The organism is Campylobacter concisus, from assembly GCA_002092835.1.
Lineage (GTDB): Bacteria > Campylobacterota > Campylobacteria > Campylobacterales > Campylobacteraceae > Campylobacter_A > Campylobacter_A concisus_K.
In genome coordinates, this window is the sequence record LVWL01000018.1 from 415700 (window position 1) to 439962 (window position 24263).

The following is a 24263-nucleotide window of genomic DNA, read 5'->3' on the forward strand; positions in this document are numbered from 1 at the left end:
GTCATAATATAAATAAAAGGAAGCAGATGTTAAATCCAAAATCATTATTTTTAAGTATGGGCTCAGCTATCATTTTGATGATAATCTTTGCCATAGCTAGTGGAGCCGCTACGATAATAGAAAGTAAAACTAGTACAGAAGCTGCATGGTACTATGTTTATGGTGCCAGCTGGTTTGCTCTCATTCAACTACTTCTTGGTATAAATTTGACCTATAATATCTTTAGATATAACTTAATAGATCCAAAAAAACTCCCTTCGCTTATCTTTCACCTTGGTTTTATCGTTATCTTAATCGGTGCCGGAATAACAAGATATCTTGGCTTTGAGGCTGATATGCATATAAGAGAAAAAACTCAGTCAAATATCGTTACGACAAAAATATCCTATTTAAATTTAACCGCATTAAACGATAATGGAGAAGAGATAAACGCTGCTTTGCCACTAGGACTTTCTGATGCAAAAAAAGGTTTTGATCTAAAGCTAAAAATAGCAGATAATGAAGCTAATTTAAAATTTAAAGAATTTGTGCCAAATGCAAGCTATAAGTTTGTAGATGATAAAAATGGGCAACCAGTAGTGGAATTTGTGGTTTCAAACGAGAGTGAAAGTGAAGAAATCTTCTTGTTAGAAGAAGAGGAAGCAAGAGTTGCAGATATTAGTTTTATCTTTAATGCTAAGCCAGACGAGAGTAAAAAATATGTACTTTTTAAATTAGTGGACGGAAATTTCACAGTTACTTCAAATACTGATCTTTCAAAATTTACAATGAGTGATAGTTCAAAAACTGAGTTAAAGGCTGGTAGTGTAAATGATTTTGGCATGGGCAGTCTTTATACTATTTCAAATATAAATTTTGCTCCAAGATTAGTTTCGACTCATGCTTCAAGAAAGCTAGTTAGTACAAAAGATAGCGAATTTAACGCCTTGATAGCTGAATTAAATTATAAAGGCGAGAGTAAAGAGATGCATATTTTTTATAACCTAACAGAACCTTCACGCTTGGCTGTGGCTGGACAAAAATTTAACGCCTCATGGGGCGCACAGCAAGTTAAACTACCGTTTAGCTTATACTTAAAAGACTTTGAGCTTAAAAGATATCCTGGCTCAAATTCGCCTATGAGCTATTCAAGTGAAGTTATTGTAAAAGATGATACAAACATGTCAGGGCTTGACTATAAAATTTATATGAATCATGTACTTGACTATGATGGCTATAGATTCTTCCAAAGCTCATACGATACAGACGAAAAAGGAACCATTCTCTCTGTCAATAAAGATCCAGGCAAGATACCAACTTATATTGGCTACTTTCTACTTGGACTTGGCTTTGTGTTAAATGTTGTAAATCCTGGTAGCCGTTTTAGAAAACTAGCTAAGTTAATAGACAATGAATCAACAAAAGGTGGTAAAAAGGTTGTTGCTATCATTGCCATTATGCTTTTAAGTTTAAATTTTAGCTCATTAAAGGCTGAAGACTTTTTGCCTAATATCAGCAAAGAGCACACACAAAAGCTTTCTAGACTTATTGTGCAAAGCTCAGATGGTAGAATGAAGCCATTTGATACTCTTAGCAAAGAAATTTTAAATAAAATACATAGAAGCGAGAACATAAATAGCCTAAATTCGAATCAAGCGATGCTTTCAATAATGGTAACGCCTGATTTTTGGCGAAGTGAAAAAATTATCTCACTTGGACAAAGCAAGGAGCTAAAAAAAGAGCTTGGCATAGATGAAAATGCAAAATATGCAAGTTTTAATGATTTTTTTAGAGCCACAAAAGATGGCGGAAGTGAATATAAACTCACAAAATTTGCCGAAATCGCTAATCGTAAGCACCCTGGATCACGCAATACATTTGATAAAGATGTGATAAAGATCGACGAGAGATTGAATGTTTTTTATATGATATTTATTGGTGAAATTTTTAAAATTTTTCCAAAACAAGATGACCCATCAAACTCTTGGTATTCGCCTGCTAGTGCAATGATGTACTTTCCGCCTAAGGAGGCCGATCTAGTCATTAATATGATGAGAGAGTATTTTGCAGCAGTTGATGCGGCAACAAAAGATAATGATTGGAGTAAGGCTGATGCTGCACTTGATAAAATTTCAGCCTATCAGCAAAAGTACGGCTCTGCTGTAATGCCAAGTGAAGAAAAGATAAATATAGAAATTTTGTTTAATAAAATTCAAATTTTTGAGCGATTGACGCCGATTTATCTTTTGGCTGGCCTAGCGCTTTTATTTTTTGTTTTTGTCAAAATGCTAGCTCCAAAGGTTCAGATAAATGGCATTGTAAGAGTTGTATACATTATAAATTTACTAGCTTTTCTTGCTCATACTGTTGGGCTTGGGCTTCGTTGGTACATTGCTGAACATGCGCCTTGGAGTAACGCTTATGAATCGATGGTCTATATCGCTTGGGCTCTGGGATTTTCTGGTATCGTCTTTGCAAAACGTAGCCCTATCGCTCTTGCTCTTACGTCTATATTGGCTGGCGTTACATTATTTGTTGCGCACCTTAGCTGGATGGATCCGCAGATCACTACACTTGTGCCAGTGCTTCAAAGCTACTGGCTAACAATACATGTTTCTGTCATTACTGCAAGTTATGGATTTTTAGGGCTTTGCGCATTACTTGGTGGCTTCACGCTATTGCTTATCATTTTACAAAATAAGAAAAAGCCAAATCCAGAAATTTCTCGCAATATCCTCGAAGCTACTCGTATAAATGAGATGGCTATGATACTAGGACTTAGCTTGCTTACTCTTGGAAATTTTCTAGGCGGTGTTTGGGCAAACGAGAGCTGGGGTAGATATTGGGGCTGGGATAGTAAGGAGACTTGGGCGCTAGTTTCGATACTTGTTTATGCCGCAGTTCTTCATATAAGATTTATTCCAAAGCTAAACAATCAATATGCGTTTGCAGTTGCCTCTTTCTTTGCTTATTGGTCGATTATTATGACTTATTTTGGTGTAAATTTTTATTTAGCTGGCATGCACTCGTATGCAGCTGGCGATCCATTACCAGTACCTGATTTTGTCTGGATTAGTATCGTAATAATGGTGCTTATGAGTGTTTTAGCATTTACAAAGCGATCACTTTGCTCAAGGCTTTAGATGCTAATAAAAGGTCTAATAGTTTTCTTTATTATATTGCTTTTAATCGCAATTTGTGCGTTAATCTATTTACTTTTAAGAAATAGAGATTATAGCGCCGAAATAAAGGACCTTGCATTAGAAAAAGAAGAGATAACGATCGAAAAGCTTGAAAAGCTTGCGGGTGATAATAGTTTAAGTAAAAACGAGCTTTTCGAACTTATTCAAATTTTTGTAGGAAATTTTAGTATACCAGCTAAAAATAACCAAGTCATGCCAAAAGAGGCAAACAACTATATAAATTTTATAATTTTAATCTGTTCTCATAAAAATTCTGATGCAAAGCTCATTAGTTTTTTGGATAAAGAGGCTAAAAAGAAAAATCCAAGCTACATTGTCGAAATAGAAGAGAGTGAAAAAATCGGCATAGAAAATCGCAAAAATCGTAGATAAATTTATTCAAAAAAGTGTAGTTAAAATATCTTAAAATCAAGTTTGGGATAAAAATGAGTTCTTATGATATTGATTCTATGTATGTGGTATATTTTATTTTCTTTTCAATCGTATTGCCTATTTTTTTGATAATCCCAGCAGGTAGATATAATATAAAGGTTTATGCGAGTAAATTTGATCTAATTGGATTTCATCTAATTTTTCCAATTATTATATTGCCTGCTTTGGTAGGTACTTTTATTTTAGTTTGTAGCTTTTTAAATATTTCAGATTATACTGGTTTAAGCTTTGTATTCTATGCTTTTTTAATTTTAATGATAGCCTGTATAATTTATGGCTTTTATGTTTGTATCAGATATAACTACGGCTTTTTTCATTGTATCGTAGCGCTTTTCTTAAGATTTAACTATGTTATGCCGCTTATTTATCTGCTCTTTTTAGGCGGAAAAAACTACAAAGATGACAAAGAGGTAACCTCTAAAAATATGAGAGGCTTAAATCTTTTTGATCAGTTTAGATTTTCTATTTATAATTTAATTGCTATTAGAAGTTAAAAGTATTTTAAGAGCATTAAAGGTTTTGCAATTAGAGAAAACGCCAAAAATTAAGAGAAATTTTTACATTTAGTTTTTGCTTGGTTTTTAGGTCTTTTTTGTTTTTAAAATTTTAGTCCAAAGCAGGCTTTTGTTTTGTCTTATCATTTTTAAGCTTATCTTTTTTGGCTTCAAACTCAGCTATTATATTTGCATCAGGAAATAAATATCCATCCTCAACCATCAGATCAACTGCCTTTTTAAACATAGGCAAGGCACTTTGAGCGCCGAAGTAGTAGTAAGGTCTTTTAGGATCCCTTGCTAAAACGCCTATTGTGTAGCTATTGCCTCTTGTGTCGTTCACAAAGCCAAAAAATGAGCCATTGTAGGTGTTGCTGTATCCACCACTACCTGAAGCAATGTGTGCAGTTCCAGTCTTGCCACCTATCTCAAGTCCTGGCGTAAAGGCTTTTAGTCCAGTACCTTTCTCAACCGTTTTTATTAAAATTCTCTTCATTATCTTTGCGGTTTCTTGTGATATAACTTGAGCTGGCTCGGACTTTGGCAAATCGTATCTTTTTCCATTTCTCTCTAAGTAGGCAACCATGTGAGGAGTAACTTCAATGCCTTTATTATTAAATGTATTATAGGCTTTTAAAAGCTGCATAAATGTAGCTTGCAAGCCGTATCCGTAGCTCACAGTCGCCTTATATGTTGATGAGTTTAGCTTTGTAACTGTTGGCATCATACCTACTTGCTCGTAAGGTAGATCTATGCCAGTCTTTCTTGAAAAGCCAAAATTTAAAAGTCCTTGATAAATTTGTGGTCCATTTAAACGCTCAACAAGCTGAATCATACCGATGTTTGAGCTATGTACGATTATATCTTCAGCACTCATAAAAGGCTCCGGATGGGTATCTTTGATTATCCTTTTGCCAAGTTGGTATCGGCCATTATAGGTATTTACAAGCTCGAATGGATTTACTTTCTTCTCTTGAAGTAAGATAGAAAATATAAATGGTTTAAAAACTGAGCCAACTTCATAAGCATATTCGCTAACGGTCGAATTTAGAGCGCTATAATCTTGCTTTCTTATATTCGAAGGATCATACCTTGAGCTAGAAGCTAGGGCTAAAATTTCTCCATTTTTGCTATTCATTATACAGATGACTAGCTCTTTTGCATCTAGAAATTCACGCTTTTCATCTAAAATTTGCTCTAGTTTGGTTTGAAATTTTAATGGTATAGAAAGCACCGCATTGTAGCCATCTACTCTTGTTGCTAAATTCGAGTCACTTGTTAAAATGATATTGTTTCCAATATCACGAGGCCCTAAAATTTTTGCATTTTGTATAGGTGCTAAATAATCTTCATAATATCTCTCAAGACCTTTTACGCCTTTACTTTTTGTAAGTGCGTCACTTTCAGTTTTGCTCACGTAGCCAATAGCTGGTGTGAGGGCATCTTTTGACATAAATTTACGATTTTGTCCGCTCTCCATTACTCTCATGCCCTGAAATGAAGCAAGGCCTGTTTTTGGGTCAAGATATGAAACCAAAATACTCTTGCGATTTAACTTTCTTGAGAGCTCTTGAAGATAGGTAGCGCCTTTCGCGTCTATACTATAAGAGAGTGTGACAAGACCTTTTGTGCCGTTTATGATCTTTCTTACTTTGTTTGGATCGTCACCGCTGTAAAGCGAGTAGAGCTTGATAAACATCTCTTTTTTATTTGGATCGATATTTCTGGTGTCAAGCATCACTTTGTAGAGTTTTTGGCTTGATGAGATGCTAAAGCCGTCTTTCGTGACGATGTTGCCACGGATCGCGGTATTTACGTCGCTTGTTTGAAGCTTAGGAGCTTTCGCTCGATGCTTGCTCTATAAAAAATAACAAGCACAAAGATTGAAATTCCAAAAGTAATTAATAAAAAAAGTATGGTTATTTTTGATTTTCTGGAATTCATTCAATGGCTTAAATTTGCGTTCTTGAAATTTCTTTGTACGCGCTTAGCGCTTTGTTGCGAATTTCTAGCATAAGCTTCATACTAGTCTCTGCCTTGCCGATAGCAATAGCTGCTTGGTGCAGGTCTTTTACCTCGCCAGTTGCAAGGTCTGCGATGGCTTTATCAGCATTAATTTGAACCTTGTTTAGCTCTTTTAAAGAGTCGTTTAATGCGTTTTCAAAGCCGCCTTCTTCGCCTGCTTTTGCTATTTTGTTTGAATTTTCGTTTTTATTTAACTTATCTAAATTTATACTATTTATCATTATGCTTGTCCTGAAATAAGTGATATCGCACTTTGTGCTATTGTTTTTGCGTTTTGAAATGACGCTACATTTGCTTGATAAGCTCTTGTCGCCTCGAGCAAGTCAGCCATCTCGATGACTGGGTTTATATTTGGAAATGCGACGTAGCCATTTGCATTTGCGTCTGGATGGTTTGGATCATATTTTAGCTGAAAGTCCTTGTCATCACGCACCACTTTATCTACGATCACGCTAGTTAGGGTAGGGTGAGCGTTTCTTGGTGAGCTTGGATCGTCAAGCGGATTTTCATACTCGAGTAGACTTTGTGAGCTTTTAAGCTGATCGTTTAAAATTTTATCAAAGTTCATCTCTTTAAAGATGACCTCTTGCCTTCTATATGGTCCGCCTTCAGCCGTTCTTGTAGTTTGAGCATTTGCTATGTTTGAGCTGATGACATTCATTCTGAAACGTTGTGCGCTTAGTCCGTATCCACTAATATCAAAATCATTTAAGTACGACATCATCTCTCCTAGTTCTTAGCACTTGCGTCTATTACGCTTTTAAAGATATTGCCCTGAGCCTTGTAGGCGCTATCAAGGGCGTTTATCATAACTGTGTTTTTACCCATTTCTGTTGTCTCAACATCAAGATCGACTGTATTTGCGTCATTTCTAGCCATGTGACCATCACGCAAGAAAATTTGAGCTGTGTCGCTTTTTGGGAAATCAACCGCAGCCATGTGCGCTTCGTTTGTCTTAGCTAAATTTAGTTTTTTGCTCTCTGAAACGTTATAAATTTCATTTGCTTTTTCTCTTAAAACATCTTCAAATCTTACATCTCTAGCCTTGTAAAATGGTGTATCAACGTTTGCAAGATTGCCAGAGATTAGTTTTTGGCGTAGTTCTCTGCCTGCAAGAGCTGATTCAACAAGTGGGCTAGATTTTGATTTATCTAAAACAAACATTTAAAATCCTTATGAAATTTCACATTTTTATAAGCAAACGATGTTCCAAATATAGGGCAAATTTATTTTGTCTCATAAATTTTTGCCAGATCTTCTTTCATTTTTGTGACTTTTATACCACCAAGATAGTATTTTACCCCGTATTGTCCGCTATCTACGTCTGTTAAAATTTGATATTCGCCATTTTTTATCACGACCTTAAAAGGTAGTGCGATCTCGTGTTTATATTCGATGTCTCTTACGATCTGCTCGGCAAGTCTATCATTTATCTTTTGATCGTTTGTTATGAAATAATAGGCGTTAAATTTTTGCATAAATTCGTGTAAAACATACTCATTTGTGACATTTTCAAAATGAGTTAGTCCAATTAGTGTAAATTTATCTTTGTTTTCAAGCTGATATTTTGTAAGCTCAGCTGCCTCTTTTTGGCAAGGCGGGCAAAATGTGCCAAAAATGTCGATCATTAAAACCTTATTTTCATCATTTTTGATAGCAAAACCGCCATTTTTACGCACCAAAGTAAGCTCTTTGCCGCTTACATCTACGAGCTTAACCTCTTCGTTTGGGCTAAATTCTTTAAAATTTACGCTGCTGCTCTCATCATCGCCGCAACCAAAAAAAGCAAATAAAGCGATCATTAAAACGAGTAAATTTTTCATCTTATCCCTTAAACATATCTTTTTATGGCAGCTCTTGCCTCTTTGTCTGCCTCGCGTCTTTTTAAAGTCTCGCGCTTGTCGTGTAAATTTTTACCTTTTGCAAGGGCTAGCCTTGCTTTTACGATATTTTTGTCGCTTAGATAAAGCGCCAAAACGACTAGAGCAAGTCCATCTTGTGAGACTTGACCGAAAATTTTATCGATCTGCTTTCTATGCATCAAAAGTTTTCTGGCTGCTCGTTCATTTGGACGAAATGCGCTGTGTGTAGTCTCAAGATAGCTGATATGGGCGTTTAGTAAGAAAAGCTCGCCCTTTATGACACGCACAAAGCTATCTTTTAAATTTGCTCTGCCAGCCTTAGAGCCTTGACCTCGCTGCCTTTTAGCACGATGCCAGCTTCAAAGGTCTCAAGTATGCTAAAGTCGTGCAAAGCTTTCTTGTTTTTTGCTAGATCTTTTATCAAAATTTTACCTTTTATTTTACGCTAAATACGCTACTGCCGCTGCCGCTTAGAAATTTATCCCTAAACTCATTCATCTGTGGATAGAGCTTAAAGCATGGGGCAAAAAGATCGTTTAGCTCCTCGTTTTTATAAATTTCAAGTAGCTCTTTGCTCTTTAAATTTTTCATCTTTTTTGCAGCATTAACGTCTATGTATTGTAAGAAATTGCTTCTAAATTCTTGATAAACCATCGGTGTGGAGCAAAAAACATTTGGCGTGAAGATATTTAAATTTGGCACTTCATCGTCAAATTCTTCTATGATCTCGCCTATGCCGCTTGCATTTGCTGCCTTGTAGCCACTTACAAAAAAGGCCACATCTGCGCCGATTTTAGACGCTATTTGCATCAAATTTTCACGTTTTATATTTAAATTTAGCTCGTCATTTACCATTAGCAAAAAGGTGGCAGCATTTGAACTGCCTCCTCCTAGACCAGCACCTATTGGGATATTTTTGTTGATGATGATTTTATGAGAGCTAAAAAACTCATCTAACTCGTTTGAAAAGCCGGCTCTTTTTAGCTCATCTACCGCTTTTTGGATGATGTTATCTTTTATATCGCGGTTATTGCATTCTATAGCAAACAAATCTGATTTCTTAAAATAAATTTCATCAAAAAGCTGCTCACAGAGGATAAAGCGCGATAAAATTTCGTGGTAGCTACCTCTAGTGCCAACTATCTTTAAAAATATATTTATCTTTGCAAAGCTTTTCATTTCTCGATTTTTTTGGCTAGCTCGTGGATATCGGCTTCACTTGCAGTTTTTGTGGCATGGATATTTTCATTTTTGATATCATTTGCTAATTCGCTTCTTAGTATCATTGTATTTCGTGGCGCTTCGATACCGAGTTTAACGGTATTTTTTGAAATATTTACTATGACAACTTTTATGTCATTTCCTATTAAAATTTCTTCATTTTCTTTTCTTGCGAGGATTAACATTTTTCAACCTTATTTAGAGTGTAATTTATAGTATCATCCGTGATTTGGATTACGCTCATAAATTTATCATAATTTAGCAAATAAATTCCTTGCTTTTGTGTTTCAAAATCGTTAATTTTTAATTTCTTACCATCAAGAATATCATTTATTTCCCCAAAGTATGTATTCTTCTGAATGTTTAAAAAATCACAAATATTTAAAAATTTTTCATTTTCGTAGCAAAATTTGCCTTCACTTATCCTTTTTAATGAGCTTAAAGTTACATTATAACCAAACTTTTTTCCAAAAATTTCTGCATAAGAGCGGATGTAACTACCCTCACTTACACTTAAACGAAGTGTCAAAAAAGGGTGTGAATAATTCAAAATTTCACTCTCATAAATTTCCATTATCTCTGGCTTTAGCTCAAATTCCTCGCCGCTTCTTGCTAACTTGTAAGCTCTTATGCCATTTACATGTTTGGCGCTAAATTTTGGCGGGACATAGCTTATCTTGCCTGTTAGCTCGCCTCTTATGGCTTCAAGTCTTTCTAAACTTAGCTCTTTTACATTTGAAATTTCAGTGATATTTTCATTATCCATGCTAGGACTACTTGCCCCTAGCCAGATCGTAGCTTCATAGACTTTTGGACTTTTATCTAAAAATCTAAAAAATTTCGTATACGAGCCAAAAGCGACTATTAGGCAGCCACTAGCAAATGGATCAAGTGTACCTGAAAATCCAGCTTTTTTAACGCCGTATTTTCTCTTTAATCGCCCTAAAAAGTGGTTTGAGCTCATGCCAGCTGGCTTATTTGCCACGAAGATGGCGTTCATACGGCCTTTTCCACGAAGCTTGACATGATCTCTCTTACGTTGCCACCAAAATTTATAGTGAGCTTAAACTCTTTTTTGATCTTACTAACCGCACTCACCCTACCGATACCAAAAATTTTATGCTTAACCAAGTCGCCTTTTTTAAATTCATTACTCTTTTCGATGACTAGCGAGCCATGCGTGATACCGCTCTCACTTAAAAATCTACTCTTATTTAGCCTCGTGCGCTGACCCTTGTAAAAGCGCGAATTTGCAAAGCTTAGACTAAGTGTCTTTTTAGCTCTTGTGATCGCCACGTATGCAAGTCTGCGTTCTTCTTCGATGTCGCTGCCATCGCCGATGAGTGGAAAAAATCCCTCTTCAAGACCGATAACAAAAAGGTGCTCAAATTCAAGACCCTTGCTCGCATGCACGCTCATGATGCTAATAGCCTCGTCGCTGATGCCATCTTGCTCGCTTGTTAGTGTGATCTCGTTTAGAAATTCCTCTAGATCAAAGCTTGGATTTTGTTTGATTTGATCTTTTAAAACCGCGTAAAACTCGTCGATGTTTGCCGCTCTTTCAGCACCATCTGGCAGGCTCTCGTAGTATTTTTTCACGCCAAATTTAGCTTCAAATTTATCTATTAGGTCAAAAACCGAGCTGCTTTCTTGAAGCTCTTTTAGGCTGTTCGCAAACTCAACAAGTGCCGATTTCACCTTTTTACTAAAGGCTTCATCGTTATCAGAGATGTTTGAGATCGCCTCGTAAATGGAAATTTTGCCCTCAAATGCCATTTTTTCAAGCTTATCAAGGCTTACTTTACCAAGGCCGCGCTTTGGACGGTTTATGATGCGCCTTATTGAAAAATCATCGTTTGGATTATTTATCAGCCTTAGGTAGCTTATGATATCTTTGATCTCGGCTCTTTCGTAAAATTTTACACCACCGACCATTTTATAGGCGATCTGCTCTTTGTTTAGTCCATCTTCAAGTGAGCGAGAGAGCGCGTTTATGCGGTATAAGATCGCGATATCTTTTGCTTGCACGCCTTTGCTTAAAAGCTCTTTTATACATTTTGCGATCTTACCAGCCTCAACGCTCTCATCAAAGCTCTCTATCAAATTTACGGCCTCGCCTTCGCCTTTTGTGCCCACTAGCTTCTTGCCAAGGCGGTTGCGGTTATGATCTATCAGCTCATTTGCGGCTTTTAGTATTGCCTCGCTCGAGCGGTAGTTCTTCTCAAGTCTAATGATCTTTACATCTTTAAACTGATCTTTGAAATTTAAGATATTATCTATTTTCGCGCCACGCCAGCCGTAGATGCTTTGATCATCATCGCCCACGACGCAGATGTTTTCGTGGCATAGACAGAGCTTTTTTAGCAGTTTATACTGAAGGTCGTTTGTATCTTGATACTCATCGACCATTATGTATTTGTAGCGGTTTGAAATTTCTCTAGCAAGATCTTCGTTTTCATCTAAAATTTTATAAGTAAGCCCAAGCAGATCATCAAAATCAACAAGATTATTTGTTTTGAGATAATCTTCATATTTTTCATAAATTTGAGCAGCTTGTTTGTAAAAGTTATCCTTGCTCTTGTCAAATGAAGAGAAATTTGCGTTTTTATAGACCTCTTCGACGCTTAAAAGTGAATTTTTGTAGTTTGAAATTTCGCTTGACAAAATCGCCGTGGCAACTGGACTTTCAAAGCTTTTGATGATGCGTTTTTTATCATCTGTGTCGATTATGACGAAATTATTTTTTCTGCCAAGCTTTTCTATATAGAGTTTTAAAAACAAAAGTCCAAATTTGTGAAATGTACAAAGCAGCGGTGAGTAGTTTTTGCCACTTTGGCTTAGCATCGCCATGGCTCTACTTCGCATCTCGTTGGCGGCTTTGTTTGTAAAAGTAAGAGTTAGTGTATTTGCCGCATCTATACCGACCTCACCGATGAGGTAGGCAAGTCTAGTTGTGATTGTCTTTGTCTTGCCGCTGCCAGCTCCTGCAAGTATGAGCATCGAGCCATCTATATGAGTAGCTGCTTCGCGCTGAGATTCGTTTAAATTTGATAGTAATTTTTCCATTTTTTGCTTTTTAAATTTTCTTTTGATTTTAGCCAAAAATGCTTAAAATTACTATTTTTCTTAAATATATCTTTATTTTTTGGGTTTTGCAAAAAGACTGAGGCTGATTTTTTAGCGTGATCGACTTGCTTCTCTTTTGGCTTGTAGATAGAGAAATTTACAAGGATCGGGCTATTTTCAACCAAAATTTGAACCACTGCACCGAGCGGAAAGGAGACCACTGAGGCAAAATTTTCACTACCAAAGCCAGCCTCAAAACTAAGCTCATCTTGCGTTAACTTTGCACTCTCAAGCGTATAGCCACCAAGTGAAAACATAATGACTGGCATGCTAAAGCTTCTACTTATCTCATCTGGTAAGCTTGGCTCAAAGCTAACTAGCGGTAAATTTGCCATAACTGAGAAATTTACCCCTTTTTCAAGCAAAAAATCAATGCATTCATAGACGTGCATCTTCATCAAAAGCGAAAATTTCTCATCATCTAAAATTTCGTCTAACATCTTATTCCTTTGAAATTTCTAAAAACTCATCTACTAGCTTTTTAACCTCGTTTATACCGATCTGCCAGAAATTTTTATCATCGATATCAAAGCCAAATTTACCAACAAGCTCCCTTGGGCTAAGGCTGCCACCAAGGCTTAAAAACTCGGTGTAAATTTCTACAAAATTTTTGCATTTGCCGCTTTTGTAAAGTCCAAAAAGTGCAAGCACTAGAAGCTGCGCGTAAGAGTAGGCATAGCAGTAAAACGGCGTGTGGATGAAGTGCGGGATGTAGCTCCACCAAATTTTGTAGTAGTCATTTAGCGTTACACTTTTACCAAACATCTTTTTACTTTCTTTTAGCCAAATTTTATTTAGCTCATCTAAACTGATCTCGCCCTCATGTGCGTGTACAGCTCGCTCAAAAGTGGTGAAATTTATCTGGCGGTAAAGCGTGGCAAATATATCCTCGATCTTTCCAGCGAGTAGTGAAATTTTCTCTTTTTTGCTAAGGCCGTCTTTTATGTGGTCAAAAACTAGCATCTCGCAAAAGACTGAAGCCGTCTCGGCTGTGGTTAGTGGCGTGTCTGAGTTTAGGTAGCTTACGCTATATGAGAGCTTTTGATGCACGGCGTGACCAAGCTCGTGAGCTAGTGTAAATAGATCGCGTCTTTGGTTTGTGTGATTTAGCAAAACATAAGGATGCGTGTCGCTTGATCCTGAGTGAGAAAATGCCCCGCCTCGCTTGTTTGGCGCTGGATAAACGTCGATCCAACCGTCACTAAAGGCACTTTTAGCGATTTCGCCAAACTTGCTTGAGAAATTTGAAAATGCTTTTAAAACTATCTTTTTGCACTCATCAAATTTATACTCGCCCTCGCTGCTAAGAGGCGCGTATCTATCGTAGTCATAAAGCTTTTTAAGGCCTAAAATTTCTCTTTTTCGCTCGTAAAATTTAGAGACTAGGTCAAAATTTTTCTCAGTTACGGCAATGAGCGAATCAACGCTTTTTTTGGTGATTTGATTTTCAAGGTGTCTTGGCTCTTCAGGAAACTTGAAATTTCGCAGCTCGTAGCTCGTTTTTAGATCGGTTTTTATCATATTATATATATAGCCAAGAAGGTGCTGGTGTTTGCTAAGCTCATTTGAAAGGCTTTTGGCGGCTAGTTTTCGCACGTTTTGATCGTTATCATGAAGCTTAGCTAAAATTTCCTCTTCGCTTAAAAGCTCGCCTTTAAATTTAAACCTCATCTTGCTCATACTCTCATCAAAAAGCCTTGAAAAGCCCTCAGCCCCAGTGCTTGCAGTGCGAAGTAAGACTCTTTCTTCGGCAACGCTTAGTTGGTGTGGTTTTGCTTTAGCGAGATTGCTTAGATAGTAGCCATATTTTTTAGAGCTTTTGATAATTTCTTCTTGTTTTTTAGGGCTAAACTCATTAAATTTGATCTCAAAAAATATCAAATTTTCATTTGCTTTTGTTGCTATCTCATCGATCTTTGCGTAAAATGCACCCTTGCTTGTATCTTTGGCAAAATTTAAAAAAGCATAAGTCATTACTTTTGAAATTTTAGCTATCAAGCTTTCATATTCGCCAAATGCCTTTAAAAACTCATCTGTTTTTAAATTTTCATATTTTTCTAGGTATATATCTTTAAATTTTTTGCACTCTTTTTGTAAATTTCGTGCATTTTGCTCGCATTCTTTTTCATTTGTAAAAAGTGCTTTTAGATCCCAAACCTGCATAAATTTCCTTTTTAATTTTTGGGATATTTTACAAAAAAATGGATAAAAGTAAAATTTCAGCCAAAATTTAGCTGAAATTTTATGAATATTAGTTTGAAGTTTCTGAAGCTACTGCTGTAAAAAGCACGTCTGATGAGCTATTTAGCGCAGTTTCAACTGAGTCTTGGATAACACCAATGGTAAAACCAACTGTTACAAACTGCATTGCGATGTCATTACTGATACCAAAAAGACCGCACGCTAATGGCACTAGAAGCAAAGAGCCACCAGCTACACCAGAAGCGCCGCATGCTCCAAGTGCAGATATGAAGCAAAGAAGCAGCGCGTCACCAAATGTGACTGTTATAGATGGAATAGAATTTACCGCTGTGAGCGCTAGAATACTGATCGTAACTGCTGCTCCACCCATATTTATAGTAGCTCCAAGCGGGATCGAGATCGAATAAAGCTCTTCTTTTAGACCAAGCTTTTTGCAAAGCGCCATATTTACAGGGATGTTTGCAGCTGAACTTCTTGTAAAAAATGCTGAAATAGCACTCTCTTTTAAGCAAATCATGACAAGTGGATAAGGATTTTTTCTAGTTAATACAAAAACCATGGCTGGATAGATGATAAATGCGACAACAAGCATTGCTCCAACAAGAACTAAAATTAGTTTTAGATATCCTGCAAGTACTTCAAACCCAGTTTCATGAATGCTGATAGTAACCATACCAAAGATGCCAAATGGAGCTAGTCTAATGATAAATTTAACAATATGAGTTACACCATCGCTTATGTCTTTAAATACTTTTTTGGTCTCAGCTGTGGAATTTCTAAGTGCTATACCACTGCCTACTGCCCAGGTAATGATGCCTATATAGTTGCCATTTGCAAGGGCGTTTATTGGATTTTCGACCATTTTATAAATGAGATCTTTTAAAACATTGGTAATTCCTTGAGGCGCTGACATATCAGCACTTGCAAGACCTTTTAAAGAAAGCTCCACTGGGAATAAGAAACTAGCAACAACTGCAACAACGGCTGCTAAAAATGTACCAATTAGATAGAGTGTAATGATCTTTTGCATACCTTTTGTATGACCAAAATCTCTTAAAATGATGGATGTCGCTACTAAAACAAAGACAAGAATTGGTGCGATAGCTTTTAAAGCACCTTTGAATAAATCGCCTAAAACTGAAGCTGAAGCAGCGATAGAATCGGCTGAGCTAGCTTTTTCTTTGGCTTCATTTAGCTGCTTGGCTTCATCCTGACTAAGGCGAGTTTTTATAACTTCATCTACGCTCAAACCACTCTCGTTTTGAATAGTTTGAATTTTAGCTGAAATATTGTTGTAAGGAGTTGCTTCGTAGTGTGTGTAAAAGCCAACTAGGGCACCTAGAATGATACCAACTAAAATTTGAACTATCAAATTTCCATCGGCGTATCTTCTTGCTATGTTTTTAAGCATATTCATTTGACACCTTAATAAATTAGTTTTTTGTTGATTTTAGCTAAACAATTTTTAAATATAAAGAATTTGATAAAGATTAATTAGCTTTTTAAATAGATTTGTTACAATTGCACAAAATTTTAGTTAATAAAAGGATAAAAATGTATCTATTTACCTCTGAAGTTGTAAGTCCAGGTCATCCAGATAAATGTGCTGATATAATCGCTGATAGCATAGTGGATACTATTTTAACACAAGATCCAAATGGTCGTGTTGCAAGCGAAGTTTTTGTGGCTGGAAAAAACATAGTAATAGGTGGAGAGATAAACTCAAAGGTAAAACTCTCATATAAGGACTACGAAAAGATCGTAAAGGACGCTCTTGCACATATCGGATATGATGGAAAGAGTAATTTTACAAAAGAGCAGTGTTTGCACCCAGATGATATCGAGGTCAAAGTTTGTTTAAATCAACAAAGTCCAGATATAAATCAAGGTGTTGATCAAAGTAGTGGTGAGATAGGAGCAGGCGATCAAGGCATCATGTTTGGCTTTGCAAGCTGCGAAGCGAAAGAATTTATGCCAGCGGCTATAACTTACGCAAGAATGCTTTGCGATAAAGTTTATAAATTTGCAAAAGCAAACCCCGATAAACTTGGTGTTGATATAAAAACACAAGTTACAATTGACTATGGTAGCAAAGACAACTTTGAAAACTGCAAACCGCAAAGTATCCACACTATCGTCGTCTCTGCTCCTTGCACGGAGAGTATGAAGATAGAAGAGCTTCGCGCTTTGATTCAAAATTTAATAGACGAAACTGGCCTTCCAAAAGAGCTATATAATAAAGAAAAAACGATCATTTATATAAACCCAACAGGCAGATATGTAAACCACAGCTCACTTCACGACAGTGGTCTAACAGGCAGAAAACTAATCGTTGATAGCTTTGGTGGATATAGCCCGATAGGTGGTGGTGCTCAGTCAAGCAAGGACTACACAAAGGTTGATCGCAGCGGACTTTACGCAGCGCGCTGGATAGCTAAAAATATCGTAGCAGCTGGCCTTGCTAAAAAATGTATCGTTCAGATAAGCTACGCTATCGGCGTTGCAAAGCCAACTTCAGTTAGTGTTGATACCATGGGAACTCATGCAAATGGCGTAAATGACGATATGCTTTCAAATTTTGTAAGCGAGCATTTTTCTCTAACACCTCGCTGGATTACAAATAAATTTGGTCTTGATAAGCCAAGCAAAGAGACATTTTTATACGCAAAAGTAGCTGCAAAAGGTCAAGTGGGAAATGCAAAATACCCTTGGGAGAAGCTTGATGCGGTTGATACCTTCAAGGCTTTACTGAAAAAATAATCAAAAAAGTGGCTTTATCTTAAAAGCCACTTTAAATTTCTTTTAAAACTCATCCCAAAATGCTTTTTTGGGCTTTATGATCTCGCTTTTTGAGCCATTTACGCTGTGATAGACCGCTTTATTATATTTTGTAGCAAGGTGCTTTATAAGCACTCTTTGAAGTACAGGTTCACTACTTGGCACAAACCAGCCATTGTTTGTGATGGCCACGACCGCGTCAAATTCGCCCTTATAAAGCTCCTCTCTTGTTGCCTCGTAGCAGATAGCGTTTCTGATTTTAACTCCATCTATCTCATAGTCGCTAAAATTTTCAGCCTTTTTAAAGTCACTAGCTCCGCCAAAAAATAGCTTATTAACCGCATCTTGCATAAAATTTGGTAGAGGAATTTCTTCGCCAAAAGGGACTAAAAATTTCTTATCCATTCGCCTAAGATTGCCATCTTGAAACAAAAATGCAGAGTTGTAAATTTGCTTATTTTCATAGGCAAGTGCGCCAGCTACGATGGTTATCTTTTTTGAAAGCTCTTTTAGCTCATCAACAAGCAGTGGCTCATTTGTCATAAATAGTGGAAATGCACTCTCAGGAAGGACTATAAGGCGTTTTTGCCCAGCTATGGCGCTACTTATCATGTCTAAATTTTCATTTGTAAATTTCATACGTAAATTCTTATCCCAGCGTACTCTTTGAGCGACATCTGTGTTTATTAGTTCCACATCAAATGGCAGAGTTTTTGCCTCGCTACTTTTAAACTGCAAAGCGGCGATTAGGCAGATAAAAGCTAGGCCAAATTTTAAAAATTTATTATTTAAGCTTAAAGAGATGGCTGCTAAAAATATAAATATAAGCCCTCTCGTGTTTGGCTCAAAAGGCCCCAAAACAAGCGTGGCTTCAAGGTTGAACCAGTTAAAGCCAAATGGGTGAACGTAGCTTACTAAAAATAGCAAAATGGCTCTTAGTGCTACAAAGCTTGGAAAAGAGGCCATCCAAAACATAAGGCCGTAAACAAGGGCCACAAATAGGATAACGAATGGTATAAGCCAGATCAGATCATAGTAGATAAAACTAAAGCTGATCCAATAAAACCATAAAATTCCAGTGAAAAATCCAGCTACAAAAAATCCAGCCCTGCTTAAATTTATGATGATGTAAATTCCAGTCAAAGTTAAAAACGGTGAGATGAAATTCAAGAGCGAATTTTCAAAGAAGCTTAAAAAAATGAAGTTAGAGAGCAAAAAAGCACCAACAAAGGCTTTTATTATAATTTTAGTGCTAAAATGTCCCTTTAAAAATCTTACAAATAAGGAAATCCATGCAAAACGCAGAATTTTTAACATCACTACTACCCCTTGTTGTGCTTTTCGCTATCTTTTACTTTTTGGTTATTAGACCTCAACAAAAGCAACAAAAAGCCCATGCAGCGATGCTTGCAGCTCTTGATAAAGGCGATAAGATAATAACTAATGGCGGACTTATATGCGAAGTGATTAAGGCCGAAAATGATTTTATCAAAGTTAAACTTAACGATGATGTAATCGTTCGCATAGCACGCGAGTTTGTAGCTAAAAAGATCGAAGATAAATAATGCGTAACGCAAGAGTCACATATAGGCTAATTATCTTAATATTGGCTTTGATTTTTGGTTTTGGCTTTTCGGTGCCATCTTTTTTTCAAACACAAAGCGGAGCTAAAATTTCACTTGGTCTTGATCTTCAAGGTGGCCTTCATATGCTACTTGGTGTTGAAACGAGCGAAGCTATTCACTCAAAAATAAAATCAATAGCTGGAAGTATAAATTATTATGCTAAAAAAGAAGATGTGTTAATTGATAAATTTAAGATTAAAGAAGAGAACATTGACTTTACTCTTCTTGATAGCGACGAAGCTCCAAAAGTAGATAAAGCACTGGCTGAGATAAAGGGGCTTGATATCAAAAAAGATGGTTTAAATTACAGCATATCTTTAACCGAACAAGAAAGAACGGATACGATCGAGTATGCGATCTCGCAAGCTGTTGAAACTATTAGAAATAGGCTTGATCAGTTTGGCCTAGCTGAGCCAACTGTTGCCAGACAAGGCAAAGACAATATCCTAGTTGAGCTTCCTGGTATAAAGACTGAAGAGGATGAGCAAAGAGCAAGAGATCTTATCGCAAAGGCTGCTCACTTACAGCTTATGGCAGTTGATGATAAAAGGCAAGATCAGGCCAATACAATGAGTGAGGCTGAAGCTGAGAGCTACGGCGACGTGATCTTTAAGGATGCTAAAAATGACCGCGTGAAATATGTCGTTAAAAATATCCCAGTGCTTGACGGCTCTATGCTAACTGACGCAAAGGTTGCATTTTCTCAGCAAAATAACCTACCGATCATAAATTTTACACTAAATTCAGAAGGCGCTAGAATTTTTGGTGATTTTACTGGCGCAAATGTGGGTAAAAGGCTTGCTATTGTGCTTGATGGCAAGGTTTATTCAGCTCCAGTTATAAACGAAAGAATAGGTGGCGGCAGCGGCCAGATCAGCGGTGGTTTTACCCTTGATGAGGCTCACGATGTAGCGATCGCACTTAGAAGTGGTGCACTTTTAGCACCTGTGAAGATGCTAGAAAAAAGAAGTGTTGGCCCATCTTTAGGCCAAGAGAGCATCAATCAAAGCATGGTTGCTCTTGCTGCTGGATCTATTTTAGTCGTGCTATTTATGCTAGTTTATTATGGAATTTCTGGAATTTTTGCAAATATCGCACTAGTTGCGGATGTCGTTATATTAGTCGCTGTTATGGCACTTTTTGGAGCGACGCTTACTCTGCCAGGTATGGCTGGTATCGTGCTAACTATCGGTATGGCGGTTGATGCAAACGTCATCATAAATGAACGTATCCGCGAGCTTTTGCGTGAAGGCGTGGCGATAAGAACAGCTGTTCAAAAGGGTTATGAGCACGCCATGAGTGCGATCATTGACTCAAACTTAACTACCATTATCACAGTTGCGGTGCTTTACGCTTATGGCACTGGCCCAGTTAAAGGCTTTGCAGTAACAATGGCAATAGGTATCATGGCTTCGATGCTAACAGCTATACTTGGCACACATGGCATGTTTGATGCAGTCATGGACAAGATAGAAAAAAGTGGAAATACCAGACTTTGGTTTGGTTATAAAAGGAGCTAGAGATGCAAATTTTTACTAAAGCAAAAGTTTATGATTTTATGCGTTTTAGATTTGCTTCACTAGCATTTTCTATATTTTTATTTGTTGGCTCTATTGTTTTACTTGCTACAAAGGGGTTAAACTACGGCATTGATTTCTCTGGCGGTACGCTTATTCAGCTAAAATACGACACCAAAGCTCCACTTGATAAAATTCGTGACGCTTTTGGTACAAATGAAGTGCTTAAAAATGCCTCTGTTACTGAGTTTGGGAGTGAAGATGAAGCTGTTATTAGATTTTCAGGATCAAGTTCAAATTTAACTGGTGACATTGGCACTGAGATAAAGCAAATTTTAAAAGATACTGGAAATTTTGAGGTAAGACGTGTTGATATCGTTGGTCCAAAGGTTGGTGACGAGCTTAGGCAAAAGGGCTTGATGGCTCTTGGAATTTCACTAATTGGCGTGCTTCTTTATATTACATTTAGATTTGAGTGGCGATTTGCACTAGCTGCAATCGCAACTGAAATTCACGATATAGTCATAACCGTCGGTGCTATTTCACTATTTGATATCGATGTAAATTTGGACACACTAGCGGCTGTTTTAACAGTTCTTGGCTACTCACTAAATGATACGATTATTATCTTTGATAGGATAAGAGAAGGCATCAAAGAGAGTAAGAGAACTGATATTGAAGGTGTTATAAACGAGTCAGTCTCAGCCACACTTTCAAGAACTATCCTAACTTCAGCAACTACGATGATGACAGTTCTTGTGTTATTTTTATTCGGTGGAGATATGATACATGGATTTTCATTTATTCTTATCGTTGGTATTGTCATAGGAACGATCAGTTCGATCTACATCTCTTCGCCGTTTCTTATCTGGTTTAAATTTAGCATCGAGCATTTTAGAAGTAGAGAGACTGAAAAGCAAAAGATAAAAAAAGAGCGTGAAAAAGAGCGTGCTATGTTTGAGAAAGGCGTTGTGTAAGGAGGGATAATGAACTGGGGAAAAGTTATCTACATATTTTTTGCATTGATGAGTCTTACGACTACGGCAGAATTTTTATATGATAAAAATGAGATTGCACTCTTTGTGGCGGCTAGTATAAATTTGGTTTCAACGCTACTTAAGATCGGTGTTAAAAATTTACTCTCAGCTGAGCTTTTTGCAAGCTCGCTGGTTGCTGATTTACACCTTATACCAGCTTTTGTTATTCTGCAAGTCTCTGAAAATATAACACTTAGCTATTCGTTGGCTATTGGTGCAGTCATCGCAAATATATTTTCACTAGCCTTGGTTTTAATAGAATCAAGTAAAGCTCAAGAAGAATTTTAGGAGAAAAAATGGCTGAAAAGAGAAAATATGAGCCTTTAAAGATAGAAAAAAAATGGCAAGAGATTTGGGATAAAAATGAAGAATTTGAACCAAAAGATGACCTAAGCTTGCCAAAAAAATATATCCTAAGTATGTTCCCATATCCAAGTGGACGCATACATATGGGGCATGTAAGAAACTACTCTATTGGCGATGCACTTGCTAGATCATATAGAAAAAGCGGCTACAACGTGCTTCATCCTATTGGCTTTGATAGCTTTGGCATGCCAGCTGAAAACGCAGCCATAAAACATAAAATTCACCCTAAAATTTGGACCTATGAAAATATCGACTATATGAAAAAAGAGCTAGCAAGCCTTGGCTTTTCATTTTCTAAAAAGAGAATTTTAGCCACATCTGACCCACTTTACACAAAGTGGGAGCAAAGCTTTTTTATAAAGATGTTTGAAAAAGGGCTTGTTTATAGAAAAAATGCAATTATAAATTGGTGCGAATACGATCAAACTGTGCTTGCAAATGAGCAGGTGGAGGATGGCAAATGCTGGAGATGTGGTAATGATGTTGTACAAAAAGAGCTTCCAGGATATTACTTCAATATCACAAAATACGCTAGCGAGCTACTTGACGATTTGAAGCTTCTTGAAGGCAAATGGCCAAATCAAGTAATTACAATGCAAGAAAACTGGATCGGCAGAAGCTACGGCTTGGAGTTTAAATTTTATCTTGATGAGGCTTCAAAAGAGGCTTTAGGTGGTAAATTTGATGGCTTTGAGGTATTTACTACAAGAGCTGATACGATTTACGGCGTTAGCTACACAGCCCTTGCTCCTGAGCATCCTATAGTAAAAGCGTTGCTTGAGAGTGATAAAATTGATGAAGGCAAAAAGGCAAAGATAAAAGTAATCCTAAATCAAAGTCCAAGAGAGCGTCAAGCGAGCGAAAAAGACGGAGAATTTTTGGGAATTTACGTCGTTCATCCACTCACAAATGAAAAGATCCCAGCTTGGGTTGCAAATTTCATCCTAGCTGACTACGGCAGTGGCGCTATCATGGCTGTACCTGCACATGATCAAAGAGATTACGAGTTTGCAACTAAATTTAATCTACCTATAAAACCAGTCGTAAAGCCACTTGATGGCGAGAGCGATAGCTCTAAAGCATACTCTGAGTATGGAGTTGCTATAAATTCTGAGCTGATAAATGGCCTTAATTCAGAAGAGGCTAAAAGCTTTATAATAGAGAAATTTGAAAAAGATGGCCTTGGCAAGAGGATCACAAACTACAAACTAAGAGACTGGGGAATTTCTCGCCAAAGATACTGGGGTGCGCCAATACCAGTAGTGCACTGCAAATGCTGCGGCGTAGTGCCTGAAAAAGAGGAAAATTTGCCTATCGCGCTACCTGAAGATGTTGAGATCACAGGCGAGGGCAACCCCCTTGATAAACACCCAACTTGGAAATTTGCAAAGTGTCCAAAATGTGGCAAAGACGCGATCAGAGAGACTGATACGATGGATACATTTGTGGAGAGTAGCTGGTATTTTGCTAGATTTGCAAGCGATGAGAAGACTTGGGAGCAAAAAGCGCTTGATGAAAAGAGCGTGAATTATTGGATGAATGTAGATCAGTATATCGGCGGTATCGAGCATGCGATCTTACACCTTTTATACGCTAGATTTTTCCAAAAGGTCTTAAGAGATCTTGGCTATCTAAGGGACGATGAGCCATTTGAAAATCTGCTAACTCAAGGCATGGTCTTAAAAGATGGCAAAAAGATGAGCAAAAGCAAGGGCAACGTCGTAGACCCTGACGATATTATTAATAAATATGGTGCTGATACGGCAAGACTCTTTATCCTGTTTGCTGCTCCTCCTCAAAAAGAGCTTGAGTGGAATGACAGTGCAGTCGAGGGTGCATTTAGATTTTTAAATAGACTTTGGGAAAAGGCACAAACTATCAAAAAGATGGATAAAATCCCAACCATAGACCATGAGAGTTTAAGCAAAGATGAGAAATTTGCAAGGCTAAAAATTTATGAAGCGCTCAAAAAATCAACTGAGGTTTTTGGTGATACATTTGCTTTTAATACATTGATAGCTGCGTGTATGGAGGCACTAAATGCCATAAATGCGCAGGATAACGAAGATGTAAATGCTGAGGGCTTTTTTATTATTTTGAATTTGCTTGAGCCTATCGTGCCGCACATTGCAAACGAGCTTAGCGAAGAGTTATTTGGTCGCAAAAATTTTACAAAACTTGAGATGAAAGAAGAGGTTTTTGTAAAAGATAGCATAAGCCTGGCTATAACCGTAAATGGTAAGAAAAGAGCAGAGTTTGAAGTGGCTGCAAATGAGAGCGAGAGTGAAATTTTAAACATAGCTAAACAAAATGTGGCTAAGTGGCTTGAGGGTAAGGAAATTTTAAAAGAGATTTACATAAAAGGCAAATTAGTAAATTTTGTCATTAAAGGATAA

20 protein-coding genes and 3 pseudogenes are annotated in these 24263 nt (G+C 37.1%); 9 read left to right on the plus strand and 14 right to left on the minus strand.

The genetic code is table 11. The features are described 5' to 3' along the window. The first annotated feature begins 26 nt into the window (after window positions 1–26). From A3835_03920 to A3835_03930, 3 genes are all read left to right on the plus strand, one after another. Window positions 27–3122: a hypothetical protein gene (locus tag A3835_03920; protein ID ORI08674.1), complete on the plus strand. Its 3096-nt coding sequence runs from the start codon at window positions 27–29 to the stop codon at window positions 3120–3122. Next, on the plus strand, window positions 3123–3554 hold the full coding sequence (locus A3835_03925; GenBank protein ORI08675.1) for a fatty-acid--CoA ligase: 432 nt from the start codon (window positions 3123–3125) through the stop codon (window positions 3552–3554). 77 nt (window positions 3555–3631) lie between these two features. Further along, window positions 3632–4108 carry a hypothetical protein gene (locus A3835_03930; protein ID ORI08767.1) on the plus strand — a complete coding sequence of 159 codons (477 nt, stop codon included), beginning with the start codon at window positions 3632–3634 and terminating at the stop codon, window positions 4106–4108. 112 nt (window positions 4109–4220) lie between these two features. Here A3835_03930 and A3835_03935 read toward each other — a convergent pair. From A3835_03935 to A3835_03995, 13 genes and pseudogenes are all read right to left on the minus strand, one after another. Then, a pseudogene (locus tag A3835_03935) lies at window positions 4221–6052 on the minus strand (penicillin-binding protein). An 8-nt stretch (window positions 6053–6060) separates the two neighbouring features. Continuing rightward, window positions 6061–6354, minus strand: a complete 294-nt coding sequence (locus tag A3835_03940) for a flagellar hook-basal body protein FliE (protein ID ORI08676.1) — start codon at window positions 6352–6354, stop codon at window positions 6061–6063. Beyond that, entirely contained in the window at window positions 6354–6854 is a 501-nt protein-coding gene (locus A3835_03945; protein ID ORI08677.1) for a flagellar basal body rod protein FlgC, read from the minus strand. The genes A3835_03940 and A3835_03945 overlap by 1 nt, the downstream gene beginning before the upstream one ends. An 8-nt stretch (window positions 6855–6862) precedes the next feature. Beyond that, window positions 6863–7297 (minus strand): flagellar biosynthesis protein FlgB, encoded by a 435-nt coding sequence (locus A3835_03950; GenBank protein ORI08678.1) that lies wholly within the window; start codon window positions 7295–7297, stop codon window positions 6863–6865. A gap of 62 nt (window positions 7298–7359) precedes the next feature. After that, entirely contained in the window at window positions 7360–7956 is a 597-nt protein-coding gene (locus A3835_03955; protein ORI08679.1) for a thioredoxin, read from the minus strand. Window positions 7957–7964: 8 nt separating this feature from the next. Beyond that, window positions 7965–8416, minus strand: a pseudogene (locus A3835_03960) (SsrA-binding protein). 14 nt (window positions 8417–8430) lie between these two features. After that, window positions 8431–9174, minus strand: a complete 744-nt coding sequence (locus tag A3835_03965; GenBank protein ID ORI08680.1) for a 4-(cytidine 5'-diphospho)-2-C-methyl-D-erythritol kinase — start codon at window positions 9172–9174, stop codon at window positions 8431–8433. Beyond that, the gene (locus A3835_03970) at window positions 9171–9401 is read right to left on the minus strand and encodes a carbon storage regulator (GenBank protein ORI08681.1); all 231 of its coding nucleotides are present in this window, start codon (window positions 9399–9401) and stop codon (window positions 9171–9173) included. Before A3835_03970 ends, A3835_03965 begins: the two co-directional genes overlap by 4 nt. After that, on the minus strand, window positions 9395–10216 hold the full coding sequence (gene truB, locus A3835_03975; protein ID ORI08682.1) for a tRNA pseudouridine(55) synthase TruB: 822 nt from the start codon (window positions 10214–10216) through the stop codon (window positions 9395–9397). Before truB ends, A3835_03970 begins: the two co-directional genes overlap by 7 nt. Continuing rightward, window positions 10213–12282 (minus strand): ATP-dependent DNA helicase, encoded by a 2070-nt coding sequence (locus A3835_03980; GenBank protein ORI08768.1) that lies wholly within the window; start codon window positions 12280–12282, stop codon window positions 10213–10215. The genes truB and A3835_03980 overlap by 4 nt, the downstream gene beginning before the upstream one ends. Window positions 12283–12338: 56 nt before the next feature. Next, window positions 12339–12782 (minus strand): annotated as a pseudogene (locus tag A3835_03985) (hypothetical protein). Window position 12783: 1 nt separating this feature from the next. Then, window positions 12784–14505: an oligoendopeptidase F gene (locus tag A3835_03990; GenBank protein ORI08683.1), complete on the minus strand. Its 1722-nt coding sequence runs from the start codon at window positions 14503–14505 to the stop codon at window positions 12784–12786. 88 nt (window positions 14506–14593) lie between these two features. Beyond that, a complete protein-coding gene (locus A3835_03995) occupies window positions 14594–15961 on the minus strand; it encodes a serine/threonine transporter SstT (GenBank protein ORI08684.1) in 1368 nt (455 codons plus the stop codon). Window positions 15962–16098: 137 nt separating this feature from the next. Here A3835_03995 and A3835_04000 point away from each other — a divergent pair, with 137 nt between their 5' ends. Beyond that, window positions 16099–17304, plus strand: coding sequence for a methionine adenosyltransferase (locus A3835_04000; GenBank protein ID ORI08685.1), 1206 nt, complete (start codon window positions 16099–16101; stop codon window positions 17302–17304). Window positions 17305–17346: 42 nt separating this feature from the next. Here A3835_04000 and A3835_04005 read toward each other — a convergent pair whose 3' ends face one another. Next, window positions 17347–18639 carry an apolipoprotein N-acyltransferase gene (locus A3835_04005; GenBank protein ORI08686.1) on the minus strand — a complete coding sequence of 431 codons (1293 nt, stop codon included), beginning with the start codon at window positions 18637–18639 and terminating at the stop codon, window positions 17347–17349. On the opposite strand from A3835_04005, the gene A3835_04010 reads away from it, so the two are divergent. Genes A3835_04010 through A3835_04030 form a run of 5 tightly spaced genes read left to right on the plus strand, consistent with a single transcriptional unit; the run spans window position 18615 to window position 24263 of the window. Then, window positions 18615–18887, plus strand: coding sequence for a preprotein translocase subunit YajC (locus tag A3835_04010; protein ORI08687.1), 273 nt, complete (start codon window positions 18615–18617; stop codon window positions 18885–18887). The two genes, A3835_04005 and A3835_04010, sit on opposite strands and share 25 nt — an antisense overlap. Continuing rightward, complete coding sequence (locus A3835_04015; protein ORI08688.1) at window positions 18887–20467, plus strand: preprotein translocase subunit SecD; 1581 nt, start codon at window positions 18887–18889, stop codon at window positions 20465–20467. Before A3835_04010 ends, A3835_04015 begins: the two co-directional genes overlap by 1 nt. 2 nt (window positions 20468–20469) lie before the next feature. Further along, window positions 20470–21441: a preprotein translocase subunit SecF gene (gene secF / locus A3835_04020; GenBank protein ORI08689.1), complete on the plus strand. Its 972-nt coding sequence runs from the start codon at window positions 20470–20472 to the stop codon at window positions 21439–21441. 9 nt (window positions 21442–21450) lie between these two features. Further along, window positions 21451–21789, plus strand: a complete 339-nt coding sequence (locus tag A3835_04025) for a hypothetical protein (protein ORI08690.1) — start codon at window positions 21451–21453, stop codon at window positions 21787–21789. 8 nt (window positions 21790–21797) lie between these two features. Beyond that, window positions 21798–24263, plus strand: a complete 2466-nt coding sequence (locus A3835_04030) for a leucine--tRNA ligase (protein ORI08691.1) — start codon at window positions 21798–21800, stop codon at window positions 24261–24263.